This is a genomic window from Citrobacter telavivensis, from assembly GCF_041807075.1.
Lineage (GTDB): Bacteria > Pseudomonadota > Gammaproteobacteria > Enterobacterales > Enterobacteriaceae > Citrobacter_A > Citrobacter_A telavivensis.
Genome location: NZ_JBGUBF010000002.1, coordinates 484,804 through 502,999, shown reverse-complemented (window position 1 = coordinate 502,999; position 18,196 = coordinate 484,804). Strand labels below are relative to the sequence as shown.

Genomic DNA, 18,196 nt, shown 5'->3' with positions numbered 1-18,196 from the left:
CGGATACAGGAAATAACGGTGAGAACAACAGGGGTAAACATGAAAAAAACACGCACAATGATGCGCCGTCTGCTGGCAGGCGTGCTGCTGGTAACCGCTATGGGATCCTTCACCCAGGCCGAAGCGGGCGTGGCGCTGGGCGCGACTCGGGTGATTTATCCGGCGGGTCAAAAACAGGTGCAACTGGCGGTCACCAACAATGATGACAACAGTACGTATCTGCTCCAGTCATGGGTTGAAAATGCCGAGGGCGTCAAAGACGGACGCTTTGTCGTTACCCCGCCACTGTTTGCCATGCAGGGAAAAAAAGAGAACACCTTGCGTATTCTCGATGCGACCAATAATCAGTTGCCCCAGGACCGGGAAAGTCTGTTCTGGATGAATGTCAAAGCGATCCCGTCGATGGACAAATCGAAGCTCAGCGACAACACCCTACAGTTGGCCATTATCAGCCGCATTAAGCTGTATTACCGTCCGGCCGGACTCGCACTGTCGCCGGATCAGGCCCCCGAAAAACTCACCTTTCGCCGTAGCGCAGGCTCGCTGACGTTGATCAATCCAACGCCGTACTACCTGACGGTGACTGAACTCAGCGCGGGCACCCGAACGCTGGAAAATGCACTCGTCCCACCGATGGGCGAAACCCGCGTGGCATTACCCGCCGATGCAGGCAGCGAAATTACCTATAAGACCATTAATGACTATGGCGCGCTGACGCCGCGCATGAAAGGCGCAATGTAATAACGCACGGGGAAACCAGCGTCATCCCTGAATAAAAAAAGAACTGACAGCCGGGCGATCTCGAACCGGAGGGACTAATGTCATATCTGAAATTTGGACTCGACCGTTTGAGCTCCCGCCGTATACGGCAGTACGCGCCACGTTTGGCAGGCATCATTGCGCAGACAGCCCTTGCCCTTCTGCTCGTTTTGCAGACATTTTCCGCGCGGGCAGAGCTCTATTTTAACCCGCGTTTTCTGGCGGACGATCCATCTGCCGTCGCGGATCTTTCCGGTTTTGAGAAAGGGCATGAGTTGCCCCCCGGCACGTACCGCGTCGATATCTGGCTGAATGACGGGTATATGACCACCCGCGATGTCACCTTCCATGCCAGCGAAAACAGTCACGAACTGGCTCCTTGCCTGACGCGTGGACAACTCGCGGCGATGGGGCTTAACACCGCATCAGTGAATGGAATGGATGCGCTGGCGACCGACGCCTGCGTTCCGTTAACGGAGATGATTAAAGACGCTACCGCACGTTTAGACGTGGGGCAACAGCAGTTGCACCTGACTATCCCTCAGGCGTTTATGGGTAATCAGGCGCGGGGCTATATCCCGCCGGAACAATGGGATAACGGTATTACGGCAGGGTTACTGAACTACAACTTCACAGGTAACACTGTCCAGAACGACATCGGCGGCAGCAGCAATTATGCGTATCTGAACCTGCAAAGTGGGCTTAACCTTGGTGCGTGGCGTCTGCGTGACAATACCACGTGGAGCTACAGTAGCGGCGGTGGATCTTCTGGTAATGACAACACATGGCAGCACGTCAATACCTGGCTGGAACGGGATATCACGCCGTTACGCTCGCGCCTGACGCTCGGCGATAGCTATACCAACGGCGATGTCTTTGACGGTATTAACTTTCGCGGCGCGCAACTCGCCTCTGATGACAATATGCTGCCGGACAGCCAGAAAGGTTTCGCCCCGGTGATCCACGGTATTGCCCGCGGTACGGCACAGGTCTCCATTAAACAAAACGGCTATGAGATCTATCACAGCACGGTACCGCCCGGCCCCTTCACCATTAGCGATCTTTATGCCGCAGGTAACGGTGGCGATCTGCAGGTCACCATCAAGGAAACCGACGGCAGCAGCCAGAATTTCACCGTTCCTTACTCCTCGGTTCCGGTGCTGCAACGTGAAGGCCATACCCGTTATGCCGTCACCGCCGGAGAGTACCGTAGCGGTAACGATCAGCAGGAAGAACCGACGTTCTTTCAGAGCACAGTGCTCCACGGCCTTCCGGCAGGCTGGACCCTGTACGGCGGCACTCAACTGGCGGACCGCTACCGCGCCTTCAATCTGGGGGTGGGGAAAAATATGGGGGTGTTGGGGGCGCTGTCGGTTGATGTCACTCAGGCCAATGCCACCCTGCCCGATGACAGCAAACATCAGGGGCAGTCGGTACGTTTTCTCTATAACAAATCACTGAGCGACGTTGGCACGAACATCCAGTTGGTGGGCTATCGCTACTCCACACGCGGTTATTTTAGCTTTGCCGATACCACTTACCGTCGTATGAGCGGCTATAGCGTTGAAACGCAGGATGGGGTCATTCAGGTACAGCCAAAATTCACGGATTACTACAACCTCGCCTATAACAAGCGCGGCAAAGTGCAGGTGAGTCTGACCCAACAGTTAGGCCGCACCGCCACGCTCTATCTGAGTGGAAGCCACCAGACATACTGGGGCACCGACAGCGCCGACGAACAGTTGCAGGCTGGGTTGAACACCGCCATCGACGATATCAACTGGACACTGAGTTACAGCCTGACCAAAAACGCCTGGCAGGAGGGGCGCGATCAGATGCTCGCGATTAACGTCAATATCCCCTTCAGCCACTGGTTGCGATCGGACAGCCAGTCCGTCTGGCGACACGCCAGCGCCAGCTACAGCATGTCGAACGACCTTAACGGTCGAATGACCAACCTGGCGGGGCTGTATGGCACCTTGCTGGAAGACAATAACCTCAGCTACAGCGTGCAAACCGGCTATGCGGGCGGCGGTGAAGGTAACAGCGGCAGCACAGGCTATGCCGCGTTGAACTACCGCAGCAGTTACGGCAACGCCAACGTCGGTTACAGCCGTAGTGACGGTCTCAAACAGCTCTATTACGGGATGAGCGGTGGCGTACTGGCGCATGCTAACGGCGTCACGCTGAGCCAACCGCTCAATGACACGGTGGTGTTAATAAAAGCACCGGGCGCTGAGGGTGTGAAAGTCGAAAACCAGACCGGAGTCCGTACCGACTGGCGGGGTTACGCCGTCCTGCCTTACGCCACCGAATACCGCGAAAACCGGGTTGCGCTGAATACCAATACGCTCGCTGACAACGTTGATCTCGATGATGCCGTCATCAGCGTCGTACCCACGCACGGTGCGATCGTCCGTGCAGAATTTAATGCCCATGTCGGGATGAAACTGCTGATGACGCTAATCCACAACGGCAAACCGGTTCCGTTTGGCGCAATGGTCACCTCTGACAGCAATAAAAGCGGCAGCATCGTCGCCGATAACGGTCTGGTTTATCTGAGCGGCATGCCGCTGGCGGGAAAGGTGCAGGTGAAATGGGGGAACGCTGCGAGCGCCAGTTGCGTGGCGGATTACCGCCTGACCGCAGAGAACCAGCAACAACGACTCATTCAGCTCACGGCGGAGTGCCGCTAAGGACATGATGATGAAAAAACGTCTTTATCTGCTGGGTGTCGTTTTCTCACTGGCTGCCGCTAACGCGCTTGCCGCCGACAGCACCATTACGATCAGCGGGTATGTCAGGGATAACGCCTGTGCGGTGGCGGGCGAATCCAAAGATTTTACTGTCGATCTACTGGATAACGCAGCAAAACAGTTCAGCCGCGTCGGGGCGACCACGCCTCCCGTCCCGTTCCGTATTGTGCTCTCCCCCTGCGGCAGTTCAGTCACTGCGGTGAAGGTCGGTTTTATCGGTATTGCTGATAATGACAACACCCATTTATTGCAACTCGACAGCGGAAACTCGGCGGCGGCCGGAATGGGGATCCAGATCCTCAACGGACAGCAGACGGAGCTGCCCCTCAATGCCGGATCATCCACCCTACCCTGGACCACCCTGACGCCCGGCCAGACCAACACGCTGAACTTTTATGCCCGCCTGATGGCGACGCAGGTGCCCGTCACGCCAGGACACGTTAATGCAACAGCGACATTCACTCTTGAATTTCAGTAAGCGGAGGCTCTGATGAGATGGTTTCAACCCGGCTGGCTACTGGCTGTAATACTGGCAGCCCCCTCAACGCTACAGGCAGCCGACGTGACAATTACCGTGAACGGAAAAGTGGTAGCGAAACCGTGCACGGTATCCACCACCAATGCCACCGTCGAGCTTGGCGATCTCTACACCTTCAGTCTGGTCTCGGCCGGCTCCACCTCCGCGTGGCATACCGTGGCGCTCGATCTGAGCAACTGTCCGGTCGGTACGTCCCGCGTTACAGCCAGCTTCAGCGGTACGGCCGACAGTACCGGCTATTACAAAAATCAGGGGAGCGCCGGAAATATCCAGCTTGAACTCCAGGATGACAGCGGTAACCGACTGAACACCGGCGCGACAAAGTCTGTTCAGGTGGATGACGCCACGCAGGCTACCCGTTTTCCTTTACAGGTCAGAGCGATATCCGTCAATGGCGGCGCAACCCAGGGAACGATCCAGGCTGTGATTAACGTGACCTACACCTATGCCTGACCAGGAGAGTATGTTAATGAAAAAAATCATCACCCTGTTGACGACGTTGCTACTGTTGGGCTGGTCGGTCAATGCCTGGTCCTTCGCCTGCAAAACCGCTAGCGGGGCGACAATTCCTATTGGCGGCGGCAGCGCTAATGTCTATGTCGACCTCGCACCGGCGGTGAACGTCGGGCAAAACCTGGTCGTCGATCTCTCAACGCAGATTTTTTGTCATAACGATTATCCTGAAACCATAACCGACTATGTCACTCTCCAGCAGGGATCCGCTTACGGCGGCGTGTTAGCGAGTTTTTCCGGCACCGTAAAATACAACGGTTCCAGCTACCCGTTTCCCACCACCAGCGAAACCGCGCGGATGATCTATGACTCGAAAATCGATAAACCCTGGCCGACCGTACTGTATCTGACGCCGATCAGTTCTGCCGGCGGCGTGGCGATAAGCACCGGAACGCTTATTGCCAAACTGATTCTCCGCCAGACCAACAGCAAAGACAGCGATGACTTTCAGTTCGTCTGGAACATCTACGCCAACAACAATGTGGTCATTCCTACCGGCGGCTGCGACGTCTCCGCCCGCGACGTGACGGTGACCCTGCCTGACTACCCTGGCTCCATGCCCATCCCTCTGACCGTTTACTGCGCGCAAAGCCAGAAACTGGCGTATTACCTCTCGGGAACCACGGCGGATTCCGCCAGTTCAATCTTCACCAATACCGCATCGTCCTCTCCGGCATTGGGCATTGGCGTCCAACTCACGCGCAACGGCAGTGTCGTCCCCACCAACAGCACCGTGTCATTAGGGACGGTCAGCACCTCTGCCGTGAGCCTCGGCTTAACGGCCAATTACGCGCGAACCAGCGGACAGGTTACGGCGGGAAATGTTCAGTCAATCATCGGGGTGACGTTTGTTTATCAGTAATACGGGAAGCCCCACGATGGACTACATTCTGTCGCCCTGCCCCTATGCTGGCGAAGGACTCGCAAGGATGATGGCGTCAGACCGCCAGCAGTTGACGCAACTGGACGCACAGTCGCTGGATATTTCGGCGCTTCCCGCCCTGGCGCCAGCACGCCGAATCGTGGTGTTTCTTCCTGACGATCCCCTTGGGTTGCTCACGACGCTGCAGCAAGCGGCGGTTTTGCTGGACCAGTCCGCCGCTCCCCTGCCGATGCTAATCCTTAGCCGCTGTCCTGACCGTTGGTTGTGGCACACGCTGGGGCATCTTGTTACCCGTCGCAGTCTGCTTAGCGAAATCCGGGTCGCCGCCTCCGACTTGCCAACTCGCTGCATTGCGGCACAGCTGCGCGGGCATGGATTTCAGGAAGCCCCTTTTCTGATGCAACGAGCAGAAAAAGCGAGGCTGGTTTATGGCAAACCGGCGGTTGGCCTCAGCAAAACTGAACTAAACGCCATTCTGGATTTATTACATGGATACAACATTATGGAGCGGGCACAACAGCAGGGTATCAGCCAAAAAACGCTTTATAACCAGAGGACATCAGGACTCAAAAAGATGGCAGAACATCACCCAAAACTGGCAGCACATTTTCCCGGCAATCCGGAAACCCGGCAGAACAGAAGCGGCATCAATCCGCTATCCCCCTTCGAACGTGAATTCATCCATGCCATCCATTGCCGACAACTCTTTCCGGTATTTCAACCGATTGTTGATAGCACCCATCGATTACAGGGTGTGGAAATTCTCTCACGCTGGCGTCGCAATGGAACGGTCCTGCAACCCGGCGAATTTTTGCCGCAGATACGCGCCGAATACGCCTGGCAGGTACTGACTGCGTTTGTTTTGCAGGAAGCCATACAGCGAATCAACCAGCATCCCGGGGCGTTTTATTTCTCACTGAACATCCCTGCCGCCATCGCCGGTCATGAATGCCTTCCGCGAATGCTGGAAACCGCAAAACAGCAGTTGCATTCGCCGCAGCGAACGGAGAGGCTGGTACTGGAATTTGCTGAAACCATCGATGTCAGTCAAAGAGGGAAAACCGCCGCGAACATCGACAAATTAAAACAGCTCGGCTTTCGTATTATGCTGGATGACTGCTTTTCACAAGGCAGCGTGATGTTTCCGGTCAGGCAGATCCAGTTTAGCGAATATAAGCTGGACAGGGGCATTATCAATGATATGCAACGCGATCCACACGCACTGGCGCTGATAAAAAGCCTGAACTATTACTGTATGCTGACAGGCAGTCGCTGCGTTGCCGAAGGGGTGGACAGTGCAGAGAAATTTGCGATATTAAAAGCCCTAGGTATCGATCGCTTTCAGGGATATCTCATCTCCCCGCCGGTAGGCGGGAATATGCTCGAAACGTTTATGGGCAACGCCATATCATTCTGATCAAACATGCTTTTCGCCTGCACGATAGCGAACGGGCATCAAATCAGACCTTTTCAGGCGGTAAACAGACTCGTCAAGAGGACAGAAAATATCGACTGTTGTGGGATAAGTCCATTTTGTCAGGCAACGAGGCAGGTTATACTTATTCAAACACTCATCTCAGAGGCAGCAGCTGGCGTGAAGGATATGTATTACAGCGATGAAGGGATCAATGCGTTAATCCAGAACGAACTGAATACGTTCATTAAGGACTACAAAAATACGGTCTACGCATATGCGATCATGAACAAGAAAGATCCCTCGCAAATGCAGATTATCAATAATAATCCTGAGTGGTTTGATATCTATCTTGAAAGAAAATATCAGTTTATTGACCCTGTTATTATTAGGGCATTAAGCAGCGTTGAGGATTTTTTCTGGGAGAACAAGGTTTTGCTGGCAAGTGGTTATAATCTTACCCGCATTTTCAGTGAAAGTTCTGAACACAATATTTTTCAGGGCCAAACGTTTCCCCTGCATGACTATCTGAATAATCTTGTCGTGTTGTCCATCATCAGCCAGAAGGATTCGGGTATTGAGATGGAAACCTGTCGTGCACATTTCATGCATTTTCTCATTCAGTTACATCAGAAGACACTCGATCTCTACAGTAAAGTTCATCAAAAAAAGAACGTTTTTTTGTCACCGCGTGAACGGCAGATTTTGAAATGGGTCAGTGCAGGTAAAACGTACGCAGAAGTCTCGGTTATTTTATCAATTGCTGAGCGAACCGTGAAATTTCATATGGGTAATGCGATGAAGAAGCTGGGCGTGAACAACGCCAGACATGCGGTAAAACTCGGAATGGAGCTCAGATTACTGGATAACTGAACTCCGTGCGCAATTACATACGGCGAAGTTGTTGAAGTATCTCGCGGAGCCAGTGGCTGTCCTTGTCTTTACTGATGATGCTTTCGACCGCGCTTTCACTTGCCGGCATAAAAATATAGTAGATAGTTTCACCTTTCTCAGAAAGACCTTTCTGAATCACGTCTATTTTCCAGTTAGCATGACGAAATATGGCATACATGCCGCGACTGGCAACGGCGTACATACCCCGATACTGTTTTTTCATGCAGTAGATGATCATCGCGAGGAACAGTGCCTTACTGGCTGGCATCCCGCGAAGATTCCCGGAATCACGTCTGGCTTTATCTAAAAACAGGCGACTCACTTCGCAACAGGGAATATCCGTGGGAAGGGCGATATTATCAAAGTACTCATGGAATATTTCGCTGATCATCGTCGGTTGCGTGGCGTCGATAAATCGGGCGCCGCACAGGATCTCTCCCCCATGCATGCCTAAAAGGTAAGTCGTGTTTTCGTTATCAAATTGATCCTTTTCCAGGCCATCAATACATTCCACTTTCCAGTCGAGTCGCTCACGAAATGTTCGGTTTCGCAGCCTGTAGAGTTCAGTGGCAAAACCTGACGGCAACTTATCGCGATCAAGCAAAAAAAACTCAACAAAAGAGTTCATTTATTCATTCCTGATAATAACATTCCGAAATTATTATCCCCTGTCTTTTAGGACAGCTTTTTTTTAGGGCGGGTCTTCCTTATACTTAAAAAATACCTGACTAATAGCGCTCGCGGCGCATACTAGTCAGGCGGTCAAAGACCAACGTAACACCAGGGATAAATCCACCCGAGATTATCTAACATTTAGTCCCTCGGGTACAGAATGCAATAAGCACTTAATCAATAAAAAACCATTAAAATACGACAAATATCAAATATTCACCTTTATTATATTGCCCCTTGTATTTTCAAGGGGTAATATTTAGGGTCGCATTAATTCAAAAATTCAGTACAGTCCTGCCTTGTTTCAGTCCCTTGTCATCACGACGCTCAATCTTTCCTTATACCACCTTCCGGCGACAAATCCGCTCAATGCCAACGTCATCGCTACTTTCAGTAAGAAAACAACGGCTTGCCGGTGAGTCGCCATGAAAGGCAATTCTGCCCTGTTGACGATCCCCATCCAGGCAACGCGTGGTAAAAATGACCACCAAACAATTTCGCAATAATTCTCAGCGGAGCATCGTTTATTCCTAACGCCGTTTGTCCCTTTATACAGAAGAAACACCTCTCTCTTCTCTCTCGGGTCAACCGCACGTTCCGATGGTGCTGATGGCTCAGTCTGGCATCCCTCTGCTAATTTGACGGCGACCAGTGCGCTGTCAGGATTGTCGTCCACGCGTCGGATAACGACAGCCCCCGTATTCCCACAAATTATTTATGGGTTAAAGGTTATATCCCCCTCATCTACGGCAGTGAAAAGGCTGTATTATCCGTGACGATTTATATATTGACGAATTTCAATCTCAACAGATCCACGGTGAGGTTTCTCTCAAATGGAGTAACCAACACGCTATCGGATAGCTAAACTTCATTTGGTCCGCACTTTAACATAAAGTGCTATTTTTTCTTTCTGATACCCTTCAAATTCTTGCAATAATGGCTTAATGTATGGAATAAATTCTTATTTTACTCGTGTAAGAGAATAGTTCCATTTGCATATATTGCATGAAATCATCGCAAATCACGCTTGCTTTAAATATAAGAATTTTACCCTTTACGGTATTTTACCCACACGCATTATAGGCTCATTTCAATAGCAGAACTATTGACATCACGTAATATTGACTTTACTTTTCATAAAAGTCATACATATGAAAAATTGATTAGTAACGTGTCAAATAGTCTTACTTTATATTGTTCCCCCTTAAGGACAGGAGATGGTTCTATTTTCAAAAAAATATTTACCTGGTGCGTCAGGTGTTTCTGTGACTCTTTTTTCTCAGTATCCCGTCCCCCAGACGTTCTGTATTACATTCGACTGTTTAAAGGAATTGGGTCCGGGAACCGATTTACCTGTGCTCATTGAGACGTATATGTCACCCGCGAGCACCAGGATAATTACCAAAAACACGACAACACTCTCCTGTGTCTGGCAAAGGAATACCGATACGTTCTCTGTTCATGACGAGGGCCTGACGATCAATAGTCCGGGCATGGAACCTTTGAATACGCCTCTCCCACTGGAAAAATTGTTTTACACGGATAGTTTTTTAACATCTTTTGGAAAAATCTCAGACGTGTATAGAAACCTAACAAATGAATGAGAACGACTTGGGAGAATTTATATATGAATGCGTATTTGAAAAAACAGATTCATTGTATTAGTTGTGAGACGTCATGTCTTATTTCCCCAGAGAAGAGCGTCTGTTCTCTGTATTGTGACCATACTCAATTCGCAGTATGGCCGGAGGTGAATATTTATTTTAAAAATGGGGTCATTGAGAAGTTTTTAATGAAGTATAAAAATCATTTGCCGCGTGGTTTTATCTTTATCGACTTCTCCTTTGCTAACCTGAGATATTTTGTTAAATCGGATTGGGTTGATTACCTGATCGGTACAAAAATGTACATTATCCTGATCGCCGATAAAAAAATGAGTTCCTTAGCGAATTACTGGCTTGTCAATCGTCAGGAAATCAGAGGCGTTATTTACTCCTGTGATAGAGAAGATGCCATTGAACAAAAAATCAAGCGATTATTCAGAGGTGAGTTAGCCAATCGCCGGATGGGAGAAACGCTGAATCGGGCTGAGTATTCCCTGCTGGCTCATTTTATTGCTGGCAGAGGGTTTAAAGAAATCATCGAACTTGATCAACTCAAACCCAAAGAAGTCTATGTCAGAAAATTACGTCTGGAAAATAAATTTGGCTGTCGAACCAATGCTATTTTCTGTCAGATTGCGGGGCAATGACCTGTCATTCACAGCGGCTCAGAAATAGCGCCCCCCGCGTATGGTACTTTCCGTTCCCCTGTGTGCTTTGGATACCATTCTGCTTGCGTAATGGCTGTGATTCCCCTTCCTCTGTATTGGTTACAGAATGTCATGGGTTACTGGATTTTCTGCTCAACATCGAAACGCAGAGCAACCTGATCGGCTTGCAGGCATTCAGGCTGTAATCGTGTATCGGCGAAGAACAGAGATATAACCCTCCCCCGACGGCCAGAAGCGACGTCGGGGGGTATTCCATTCGCTTCTCATTCGGATGAATAATCACGCAGAACGTGCGCAACGCGGATTCGGTAAAACGAAAATATCGACTCCCTTCCTTCCATTTGCGCGGCCCGATGTTTCATGTTGTTTTTCCACACCGTAACGGCGTCTTCACTCTCCCACCACGACAGCGATAAAATCCGCCCCTCCTTGCTCAAACTTCTGAAACGCTCAATTGAGATGAAACCCTCAATATTAACGAGTTCCGTCCTGAGTTCAGCGGCGAGTTGTAAATATCGTTCCTGCTGAGCGGGCACCGCATCCGCTTCAAAAATCACTGCAATCATAGCAACCTCCGGCATAAGCACTTCCGCTACTTTAGAGGGTAATTGCGGGCAATACTTCGCTGGAGACCGAATGATGAAGGATTGGGGTTATGTAAATATCAGGCGATACTGCTGACACGAATGCATTGAGGCCAAAATCGCGCAGGGACAATACATTTACTTACTGTTTTTGAAAGGCAGTCCCGCCCGGAAGAAGTCCTCCTTGTTTTTACAGATAACTTAATCAATTGAAATTTAAAGAATAAAATATCCTCAGTAAAATACCGCACCTTATTGTTATTATTTTGTTAAATTGCTCCGGTCATTTATTACTGATATTATATATTTTGTTCAATTTCTCAGGGAAAGCCCATGCTGCAACACGAGAGTATCAGCCATAAAGTGTATGAGTTGCTGAAGCAGGAGATCATTTCTAACCAGTTGGAACCTGGTGCCCGACTGATTGTGAATACCCTCAGTAAGCGTTTTGGGATCAGCGGTATCCCGGTTCGTGAGGCGCTCTTTCGTCTGGCCGCTGAGAAACTGATAGTTCTTGAGCATAACAAAGGGTTTCGTGTCGCCCCAAAACCGGATGCACAGGATATTTACCAGTGGCAGCAAGCGCGTCTGCTTATTGAGCCTGAAATTGCGGAAATGGTGCTTAAAAATATTACCCGTGCTGAAATTATACATCTTCGGGAATTGAATCAGGCGATGCGCTCGCAACAGTACGGACCACGCTATGAACAGTACAGTTCTTTTATCAACCTGAACGCTGAGTTCCATAATTATATTGTTCAGGCAACACGTAATGATCTTATCATCGAAATGTACCGTACCTTAAACTATGGCCCCCAGGTTGGCCGTTTCCATGAATCCAGAGGGGTGCCTGATATCAATTTATTGTGTGATGAACACGATGAAATTATCAACACTATTGAATCTGCTGATGTAGAGGGGTATCGCCAGCGTTCCCGTGACCATATTATCTTAGGTTTTGATCGCCAGATTTCATACAGTACTGGTCATTGAAAACGCCGCGTCATCGCGGCATTTTGATTTATTCCAGACGAAATTTTCTATGATTCTCTTTGACTGCCAAAACGATGTCCTCCGTTGAGAGGCCGTCTATCAGGCCATTGCGAATAATTGCAGAAGACGTATCCTGGAATGAAATATAGCCATGATATTTTGGGCGAAGATAAGCTTGGGTTACTGTCTCAAGCGTGCCGGAAAAAAAATGGTGAGTCAGATCGTTAGCGCGTTTATCTTTCCACGCTAAGATATTGGCTGGTTGCCCGCCGTTTTCCACGACAAGTGTTTTCTGCATCTCTTCAGACACATATGTCATGATATGCCGGATAAGTTCTGGGGTCGGAGTACAACGCGAAGACACCGCCAGACCGGTTCCCCCTAACACGGACCCATGCACTGTCGAATCGCCACAATGAGGAGTGTTATAGAATTTCACTCGCCTGCCGCTATCCGGTGTACTGAAATTAATATATCCAAAAATAGCCGGGCACAAATCAAAGGTCCCTTTGGCCATTTCATCCAGCAAACCAATCGGATTAAGCGATGTTAGGGCTTTATTTTGACGACGATAAAGAGCCTGCATAATGTGCAGTGCCTGGATTGCGGTTCTTGTATCGAGAACGAAACAGTGGCCTTCAAACAGCTTTCCTCCTAACGACTGGCAAATGGAGAAGAAAGTCAGCAAAGCATGAGGCCCTCCCAGTGATAACGCAACCCGCCCTTCATGCTCCTGGCTAAGCAACAGCACATCATCCCAACTCACCGGCGCGATACCGATATTGCTATCGGCAAGCGCGCAAACCTGGGATGCAGCATCCACCGGAATTGCCCAGTGTTTCCCTTTGTACTGGTAGCTGTCCCAGGAATCGCCGGTACTGGTCTCACGCAGGTAAGCCATTTGTTCAGATGTCAGGAGATCTTCAAGTGGCCACAGGCACTTTTTCTCAACAGCCTCGCCAATACCCGGATTATCTACAATTAGCAGGTCGTATTTTTCTGCCAGGTCATCGATAGGATGTGACTCAAAACCTTCCAGTTTCTGGATGTCCCACTCAACCTTCAGCGTTTCATCTGCTTTTGCCCATGCCTGTAGTGGACGATAACCTCGCGGATGATCCCATGTTAACCCCTTGAAGTAATTCATTTTAACCTCTTGATTTGTCGACATTCTGTTCATGAACGCCGCTCATCTTATCGGCTTGAAGTTGTTCAAATATCGATCGTCATCACAATTTATTAAATATTATATATAATATCTAATGCTCTTCATCTAACGTAAAAGACATCAACAGAGCCGCCCGATGGCGGTAATAAATGACAACGGATAAGCGAGGTAGCTATATGTCAATTCTTAAAGGGTATCGGGTACTGGATTGTTCAATCGCCATGGCGGGCCCGTTTGCGGCTTTACGTATGGGAGATATGGGAGCAGACGTCATTAAAGTGGAGCCCACAACGGGGGAATGGCAGCGCCATACTTCAGCCGGGGGTGCCTACGGTAATATCATCAACACGTCTTTCCTTTCCCTGAACCGCAATAAGCGAAGTCTGGCGGTGAACCTGAAGGATGAGGAAGGTAAGGCTCTGCTTTACAAGCTGGTAGAAACCGCTGATGTGTTTATCCAGAATTATCGTCCGGGAGTGGCCACCCGTCTTGGCGTGGATTACGACACGCTGAAAGAAATAAAACCCGATCTGATCTATGTATCGATGTCAGGTTATGGCGAGACTGGCCCGTACTCGAAACGCCCTGGTCAGGATCTGCTGCTGCAGTCGCTAAGCGGCGCGATGCTGAGCTCCGGAGTAGATGACACCCCGCCACAGCCTGCCGGACAATATCTGGTTGATGCTATTACTGCCTATACTGCCTTTGAAGGCGCACTGGCGGCATTGCTGCATCGTGAACGTACGGGTGAAGGCCAACTGGTACAGATCAACATGCTCGATGCGATCATTGCGAATCAGATGCAGGAAATGACGGTATTTACCCAAGGGCTCAAACCTCAACGCCGCAGCGAAGAGCCGCATGGCCACTGCTATATCCGTGCACCTTATGGTGTATTCAGAACGAAAGACAGTTTTATTACCCTGGTCACTCCTCACCTGCCCACTCTGGGTAAAATTCTGGGCGTGCCGGAATTTGAAACGATGGAAGATGAAGTGGATGGTCATACTCTACCTCAGCGTGATTTCATTTTTCGCGTAACCCGTGAAAAACTCGTGGAGCGGACAACCCAGGAGTGGCGTGACATCTTTGATGCTGAGGGCCTCTGGAGCAGTGAAGTCTATGGCTATGAGGATGTGGTTAACGATCCTCAGGTTATTCATAACGAAGCCTTTATTGAGTATGACCACCCAAGCGAAGGCAAAGTGAAAACACCGGGCTTTGCCATTAAATTCAGTAAAACCCCTTCTTCCCTTCAACGTCCGACGCCTTTTGTGGGCCAACATACCGATGAAATCCTGCGTGAGCTGGGCTACAGCGAACGGGATATTGCCTCCCTGAAAGAAACCGGCACAGTAACCCGTACTAATGGAGAAAAAATCAATGGCTGAACTCAGTTTTGCACTTGATCCGAACGTGCAGTTTTCACTTGAAAACAGAGTGGCAATCATCACTCTGAACCGTCCGGAAAAGTTAAATGCGATCACGCCGTCGATGTCCGTTACCATTACGAAAATTGCGGCCTTCTGTAATGAATCACCGGATGTACGTGTCGTGATCCTGACGGCAAACGGTCCTAAAGCATTCTGCTGTGGCAGCGATATTAAAGAACTGGATACCTATCACTCCCCCTGGGCTCACCGTATGAAGAGTGACCATTGCGACGCCATTGCCGAGATAAACAAACCCACTATCTGTGCTATTAACGGCTATGCGCTGGGTGGAGGACTCGAGCTGTCATTGTGCTGTGATATCCGCGTCAGCACCCGTAACGCGTTGTTCGGAGCCCCTGAAATTAAACTCGGCTGGGTTGGCGGCGGTGGGATGGCGGTATATCTCAACAAAACGATTGGTGCATCGCGAGCCTCAAGAATGCTGTACACCGGAGATCCCATTGACGCTGAAACAGGATGCGCGTGGGGGATTGTTGACGAACTGTTTGATTCCCAGGAAGAGATGCTGGTTGCAGTGAACAAACTGGCGATAACTATCAGCGAGAGGCCCCCAATCGCTGCCCAGACAGCCAAATTAAATATGCGCGCAGCCGGCAATATGCCGCTCGATCAGGCCGTCCGTTACGAAAGGGATCTCCGTACTATCTGCTTCTATACCGATGATGCCCGCGAAGGCAAAGCGGCATTTAAAGAAAAACGCGCTCCGCAATTCCGCGGGGAATGACGCCATATTTGAGTCCGTACATGACGGGCTCGCATTTCCAGTCTTTATTTTATACACGCCTCTCAATTACATAATGTAATGAGCGAACTCCACCATTTTAATTAAGGGGAAACCAGATGAGTACTCAGAAAAAATCAATGAAGGGTGTCGCCGCAGCCTCTTTAGTGGGATCCGCACTGGAATGGTTTGACTACTTTTTGTATGGCACTGCAGCTGCTCTGGTCTTCAATGAAATCATGTTCCCGAAAGGGGATCATTTCGTCTCAACCATTCTGGCATTTTCAACGTTAGCGCTTGGTTTTGTGGTTCGTCCGTTCGGGGCGATTTATTTCGGCCAACTCGGTGACAAAATAGGACGGAAAAAAGTCCTGGTAATCACGCTACTGCTGATGGGATCGGCTACCACCTTAATTGGTTTCGTACCCACTTATGATTCTGTCGGAGTATGGGCGCCGATCATGCTGGTCTGTCTGCGGCTGATTCAGGGATTTGGCGCTGGGGCTGAATTTGGCGGTGCGGCAATTCTGACTGCGGAAAGTGCTCCGGTCAATCGGCGAGGGTTTTACTCATCATTCCCGGGTGTAGGCGTTTATATCGGCCTGCTTTTGTCCGCTGGCACCTTCGCTATCCTGACTCAATTTCCGAAAGAAATTTTCCTTGGTTGGGCCTGGCGAATTCCATTTTTATTCAGTGCACTGCTGGTTGTTGTGGCTTTGATTATCCGCATGAAGCTTTCTGAGACAGCCGCGTTCGAGAAACTGGCCAAGTCCGGATCGGTCAGTAAAAGCCCGCTACGCGACCTGGTAAAAACGGAGAAGAAAAGCCTGTTTGTCGTGGCTGGCTCTCAGGTCGCCCAGAGTGGTGTCAGTTACGTCTACCAGACCTTTGTTATTGCTTATATTGTCGGGACGCTACATATGGCACCTTCGGTCGGCCCAGTTGCTGTGGCGGTCGCGGCTGCCTTCGCCATGTTTACCACCCCCATGTTTGGAGCTTTATCTGATAAATGGGGTCGTAAAGCCATCTACATGTTTGGTGCCGTTTTCTCAGCACTTTTTGCGTTCCCATTTTTCTGGCTGGTAAATACTGGAACCACATGGGGAGTGATCGTTGCCATGACGATGGGTGTCGGTATCGGCGTTGCCGCGATGTTGGGAACCCAGGGCGCGTTTTTCTCTGAAGTGTTTCCGTCCAGGGTCCGTTTCAGCGGATTATCTCTGGGCCGCGAAATCAGTGCGGCTGCCTCTGGCGGCATCGCGCCGCTCGCTGCGGTTCTGCTTTCCGGTATGGCGGACGGCGCATCCTGGCCTGTCGCATGCCTGGCTGTAGCGATGAGCATCATCACGATGGTTGCTGTGTGGTTTGCCCCCGAAACTCACAAGTTAGACCTCACTCACGTTGCCAGTAATGAGGTAAAAAAAACGACCGATAACGCAGGCGCGTTTCATCAAGTGAACTCAAAGAGCTCCGTATAAATTGTTTTAATATTCTAAGGTTGAATTAAAAGGCCGGGGTTATTATTTATCCGGCCTTTTCAAAACCTGTGTCAGGGTTTCATTTTCACCATGAAAACTCGTTTCATAACGACACATCCGCATCCGAATCGAGCTTACTGTAAAACCCTTGCTCCAGTTTCGTTTCCAGTATCGACCGGACTTCAATCGCCAGATGTTTATAAAACTCAGACAGTTCGTCGTCCTTACACAACAGGACAATTTTGCGCCGCTCTTTACGGTTGTTGATACGGATGATCTTCAGCGAGTCGGTAAACGTGGGAATGGTGGTCATAAACAGCGGCGTGGTCAGCGTCCATCCATAACCGTAGGAAATAAGTTTCAGAATGTCATCAGCATTGTCCATTTCAAACTGTATGGATGGAGACAGGTTATTCCATTTCAGCCAGTTGAGCGTCTGGATGCCGGTTGGCGTACTGGGGGTGTAGGCGATGTAGTTCCTGTTTTTACACAACTCTTCCAGTCGCGTCTCCGACCAGGCTTTGGGGCAAACGCACAGAAACTCTTCCTCAATCAACGGGTACATTCTGACGTTAGGCGGCATCTCAGTATGCAGCATGGTGATTGCCAGGTTAATGCTGCCTGTATTCAGTGCGGAAAGCAGTCCCGATGCCGTACCGGTAACCTGAAAAATATGTTTTACCTGCGGTTGCAGGAACTTAAGGATATCCAGCCCAATGGATTTACCGATCGAATCAACAAAACCAATTTTCAAATGTGAAATATGCCCGTGACTGATCGCGTTAATATGTTCCTGCAAATAAATGCCGCTATCGATAATCTTTTTCCCCAGCGGATACAGCGCTTGCCCGGCTATCGTCATCTGAATGGGTCGCTGTGAGCGGTTAATCACATCTGTCTTTAGGCCATTTTCCAGATTCGCTATCTGCTGAGAAATCGAGGATTGAGTCAGGTTGAGCTTCTTTGCCGCAGCGGTAAATGAACCGGTCTCAATCACCGCTAAAAACGCCTGTAACTGCTTAAAATCGAAGTTAATGTCCTTCATCCCCGCCTCTACTATTACATTTTTTAATAATGAGTATTTATCTTTTCAATGG

The 18,196-nt window shown here is 49.8% G+C and carries 16 protein-coding genes; 12 read left to right on the top strand and 4 right to left on the bottom strand.

Going from position 1 to position 18,196, the window contains the following annotated elements:
• Positions 1-39 precede the first annotated feature (39 nt).
• The 7 genes from ACERJC_RS13435 (at position 40) to ACERJC_RS13405 (ending at position 7,736) form a co-directional block, all read left to right on the top strand.
• Entirely contained in the window at positions 40-741 is a 702-nt protein-coding gene (locus tag ACERJC_RS13435) for a fimbria/pilus periplasmic chaperone (RefSeq protein ID WP_284554097.1), read from the top strand.
• 77 nt (positions 742-818) lie between these two features.
• On the top strand, positions 819-3,455 hold the full coding sequence (locus ACERJC_RS13430; protein ID WP_373671871.1) for a fimbrial biogenesis usher protein: 2,637 nt from the start codon (positions 819-821) through the stop codon (positions 3,453-3,455).
• A gap of 10 nt (positions 3,456-3,465) precedes the next feature.
• A complete protein-coding gene (gene fimF, locus ACERJC_RS13425) occupies positions 3,466-3,993 on the top strand; it encodes a type 1 fimbrial adaptor subunit FimF (RefSeq protein WP_373671870.1) in 528 nt (175 codons plus the stop codon).
• Between the two features lie 12 nt (positions 3,994-4,005).
• Positions 4,006-4,506: a type 1 fimbrial minor subunit FimG gene (fimG, locus tag ACERJC_RS13420; protein WP_152402283.1), complete on the top strand. Its 501-nt coding sequence runs from the start codon at positions 4,006-4,008 to the stop codon at positions 4,504-4,506.
• 16 nt (positions 4,507-4,522) lie between these two features.
• The gene (locus ACERJC_RS13415; RefSeq protein ID WP_152402281.1) at positions 4,523-5,428 is read left to right on the top strand and encodes a fimbrial protein; all 906 of its coding nucleotides are present in this window, start codon (positions 4,523-4,525) and stop codon (positions 5,426-5,428) included.
• A 16-nt stretch (positions 5,429-5,444) separates the two neighbouring features.
• Positions 5,445-6,866 (top strand): EAL domain-containing protein, encoded by a 1,422-nt coding sequence (locus ACERJC_RS13410; RefSeq protein ID WP_373671869.1) that lies wholly within the window; start codon positions 5,445-5,447, stop codon positions 6,864-6,866.
• Between the two features lie 6 nt (positions 6,867-6,872).
• Positions 6,873-7,736 carry a helix-turn-helix transcriptional regulator gene (locus ACERJC_RS13405; RefSeq protein ID WP_371895311.1) on the top strand — a complete coding sequence of 288 codons (864 nt, stop codon included), beginning with the start codon at positions 6,873-6,875 and terminating at the stop codon, positions 7,734-7,736.
• 13 nt (positions 7,737-7,749) lie between these two features.
• Here ACERJC_RS13405 and ACERJC_RS13400 read toward each other — a convergent pair whose 3' ends face one another.
• Positions 7,750-8,385: an acyl-homoserine-lactone synthase gene (locus tag ACERJC_RS13400; RefSeq protein WP_152402277.1), complete on the bottom strand. Its 636-nt coding sequence runs from the start codon at positions 8,383-8,385 to the stop codon at positions 7,750-7,752.
• Positions 8,386-10,029: 1,644 nt separating this feature from the next.
• Between ACERJC_RS13400 and ACERJC_RS13395 the strand changes: the two genes are divergently transcribed.
• Positions 10,030-10,680, top strand: a complete 651-nt coding sequence (locus ACERJC_RS13395; RefSeq protein ID WP_507161366.1) for a helix-turn-helix transcriptional regulator — start codon at positions 10,030-10,032, stop codon at positions 10,678-10,680.
• Positions 10,681-10,964: 284 nt separating this feature from the next.
• Here the strand turns inward: ACERJC_RS13395 and ACERJC_RS13390 are convergent, their stop codons facing one another.
• Complete coding sequence (locus tag ACERJC_RS13390) at positions 10,965-11,267, bottom strand: antibiotic biosynthesis monooxygenase family protein (protein ID WP_152402273.1); 303 nt, start codon at positions 11,265-11,267, stop codon at positions 10,965-10,967.
• A 351-nt stretch (positions 11,268-11,618) separates the two neighbouring features.
• On the opposite strand from ACERJC_RS13390, the gene ACERJC_RS13385 reads away from it, so the two are divergent.
• Positions 11,619-12,278 (top strand): GntR family transcriptional regulator, encoded by a 660-nt coding sequence (locus tag ACERJC_RS13385; protein ID WP_152402271.1) that lies wholly within the window; start codon positions 11,619-11,621, stop codon positions 12,276-12,278.
• A gap of 28 nt (positions 12,279-12,306) precedes the next feature.
• Here the strand turns inward: ACERJC_RS13385 and ACERJC_RS13380 are convergent, their stop codons facing one another.
• Positions 12,307-13,425: a type 2 periplasmic-binding domain-containing protein gene (locus ACERJC_RS13380; protein WP_152402269.1), complete on the bottom strand. Its 1,119-nt coding sequence runs from the start codon at positions 13,423-13,425 to the stop codon at positions 12,307-12,309.
• A gap of 197 nt (positions 13,426-13,622) precedes the next feature.
• Here ACERJC_RS13380 and ACERJC_RS13375 point away from each other — a divergent pair, with 197 nt between their 5' ends.
• The 3 genes from ACERJC_RS13375 to ACERJC_RS13365 all read left to right on the top strand — a co-directional run bounded on the left by ACERJC_RS13375 (position 13,623) and on the right by ACERJC_RS13365 (position 17,099).
• Positions 13,623-14,837, top strand: coding sequence for a CaiB/BaiF CoA transferase family protein (locus ACERJC_RS13375; RefSeq protein ID WP_371895160.1), 1,215 nt, complete (start codon positions 13,623-13,625; stop codon positions 14,835-14,837).
• The gene (locus ACERJC_RS13370; protein WP_373671868.1) at positions 14,830-15,624 is read left to right on the top strand and encodes an enoyl-CoA hydratase/isomerase family protein; all 795 of its coding nucleotides are present in this window, start codon (positions 14,830-14,832) and stop codon (positions 15,622-15,624) included. Before ACERJC_RS13375 ends, ACERJC_RS13370 begins: the two co-directional genes overlap by 8 nt.
• A 116-nt stretch (positions 15,625-15,740) precedes the next feature.
• Positions 15,741-17,099: an MFS transporter gene (locus ACERJC_RS13365; RefSeq protein ID WP_371895158.1), complete on the top strand. Its 1,359-nt coding sequence runs from the start codon at positions 15,741-15,743 to the stop codon at positions 17,097-17,099.
• 103 nt (positions 17,100-17,202) lie between these two features.
• On the opposite strand, the gene ACERJC_RS13360 is transcribed toward ACERJC_RS13365, so the two are convergent.
• Positions 17,203-18,144 carry a LysR family transcriptional regulator gene (locus ACERJC_RS13360; RefSeq protein ID WP_373671867.1) on the bottom strand — a complete coding sequence of 314 codons (942 nt, stop codon included), beginning with the start codon at positions 18,142-18,144 and terminating at the stop codon, positions 17,203-17,205.
• Positions 18,145-18,196 lie beyond the last annotated feature (52 nt).

Coding starts and splice junctions, on each gene's coding strand:
- ACERJC_RS13435 (WP_284554097.1), top strand. CDS start 40: ATGAAAAAAACACGCACAATGATGCGCCGTCTGCTGGCAGGCGTGCTG.
- ACERJC_RS13430 (WP_373671871.1), top strand. CDS start 819: ATGTCATATCTGAAATTTGGACTCGACCGTTTGAGCTCCCGCCGTATA.
- fimF (WP_373671870.1), top strand. CDS start 3,466: ATGAAAAAACGTCTTTATCTGCTGGGTGTCGTTTTCTCACTGGCTGCC.
- fimG (WP_152402283.1), top strand. CDS start 4,006: ATGAGATGGTTTCAACCCGGCTGGCTACTGGCTGTAATACTGGCAGCC.
- ACERJC_RS13415 (WP_152402281.1), top strand. CDS start 4,523: ATGAAAAAAATCATCACCCTGTTGACGACGTTGCTACTGTTGGGCTGG.
- ACERJC_RS13410 (WP_373671869.1), top strand. CDS start 5,445: ATGGACTACATTCTGTCGCCCTGCCCCTATGCTGGCGAAGGACTCGCA.
- ACERJC_RS13405 (WP_371895311.1), top strand. CDS start 6,873: ATGCTTTTCGCCTGCACGATAGCGAACGGGCATCAAATCAGACCTTTT.
- ACERJC_RS13400 (WP_152402277.1), bottom strand. CDS start 8,385: ATGAACTCTTTTGTTGAGTTTTTTTTGCTTGATCGCGATAAGTTGCCG.
- ACERJC_RS13395 (WP_507161366.1), top strand. CDS start 10,030: ATGAGAACGACTTGGGAGAATTTATATATGAATGCGTATTTGAAAAAA.
- ACERJC_RS13390 (WP_152402273.1), bottom strand. CDS start 11,267: ATGATTGCAGTGATTTTTGAAGCGGATGCGGTGCCCGCTCAGCAGGAA.
- ACERJC_RS13385 (WP_152402271.1), top strand. CDS start 11,619: ATGCTGCAACACGAGAGTATCAGCCATAAAGTGTATGAGTTGCTGAAG.
- ACERJC_RS13380 (WP_152402269.1), bottom strand. CDS start 13,425: ATGAATTACTTCAAGGGGTTAACATGGGATCATCCGCGAGGTTATCGT.
- ACERJC_RS13375 (WP_371895160.1), top strand. CDS start 13,623: ATGTCAATTCTTAAAGGGTATCGGGTACTGGATTGTTCAATCGCCATG.
- ACERJC_RS13370 (WP_373671868.1), top strand. CDS start 14,830: ATGGCTGAACTCAGTTTTGCACTTGATCCGAACGTGCAGTTTTCACTT.
- ACERJC_RS13365 (WP_371895158.1), top strand. CDS start 15,741: ATGAGTACTCAGAAAAAATCAATGAAGGGTGTCGCCGCAGCCTCTTTA.
- ACERJC_RS13360 (WP_373671867.1), bottom strand. CDS start 18,144: ATGAAGGACATTAACTTCGATTTTAAGCAGTTACAGGCGTTTTTAGCG.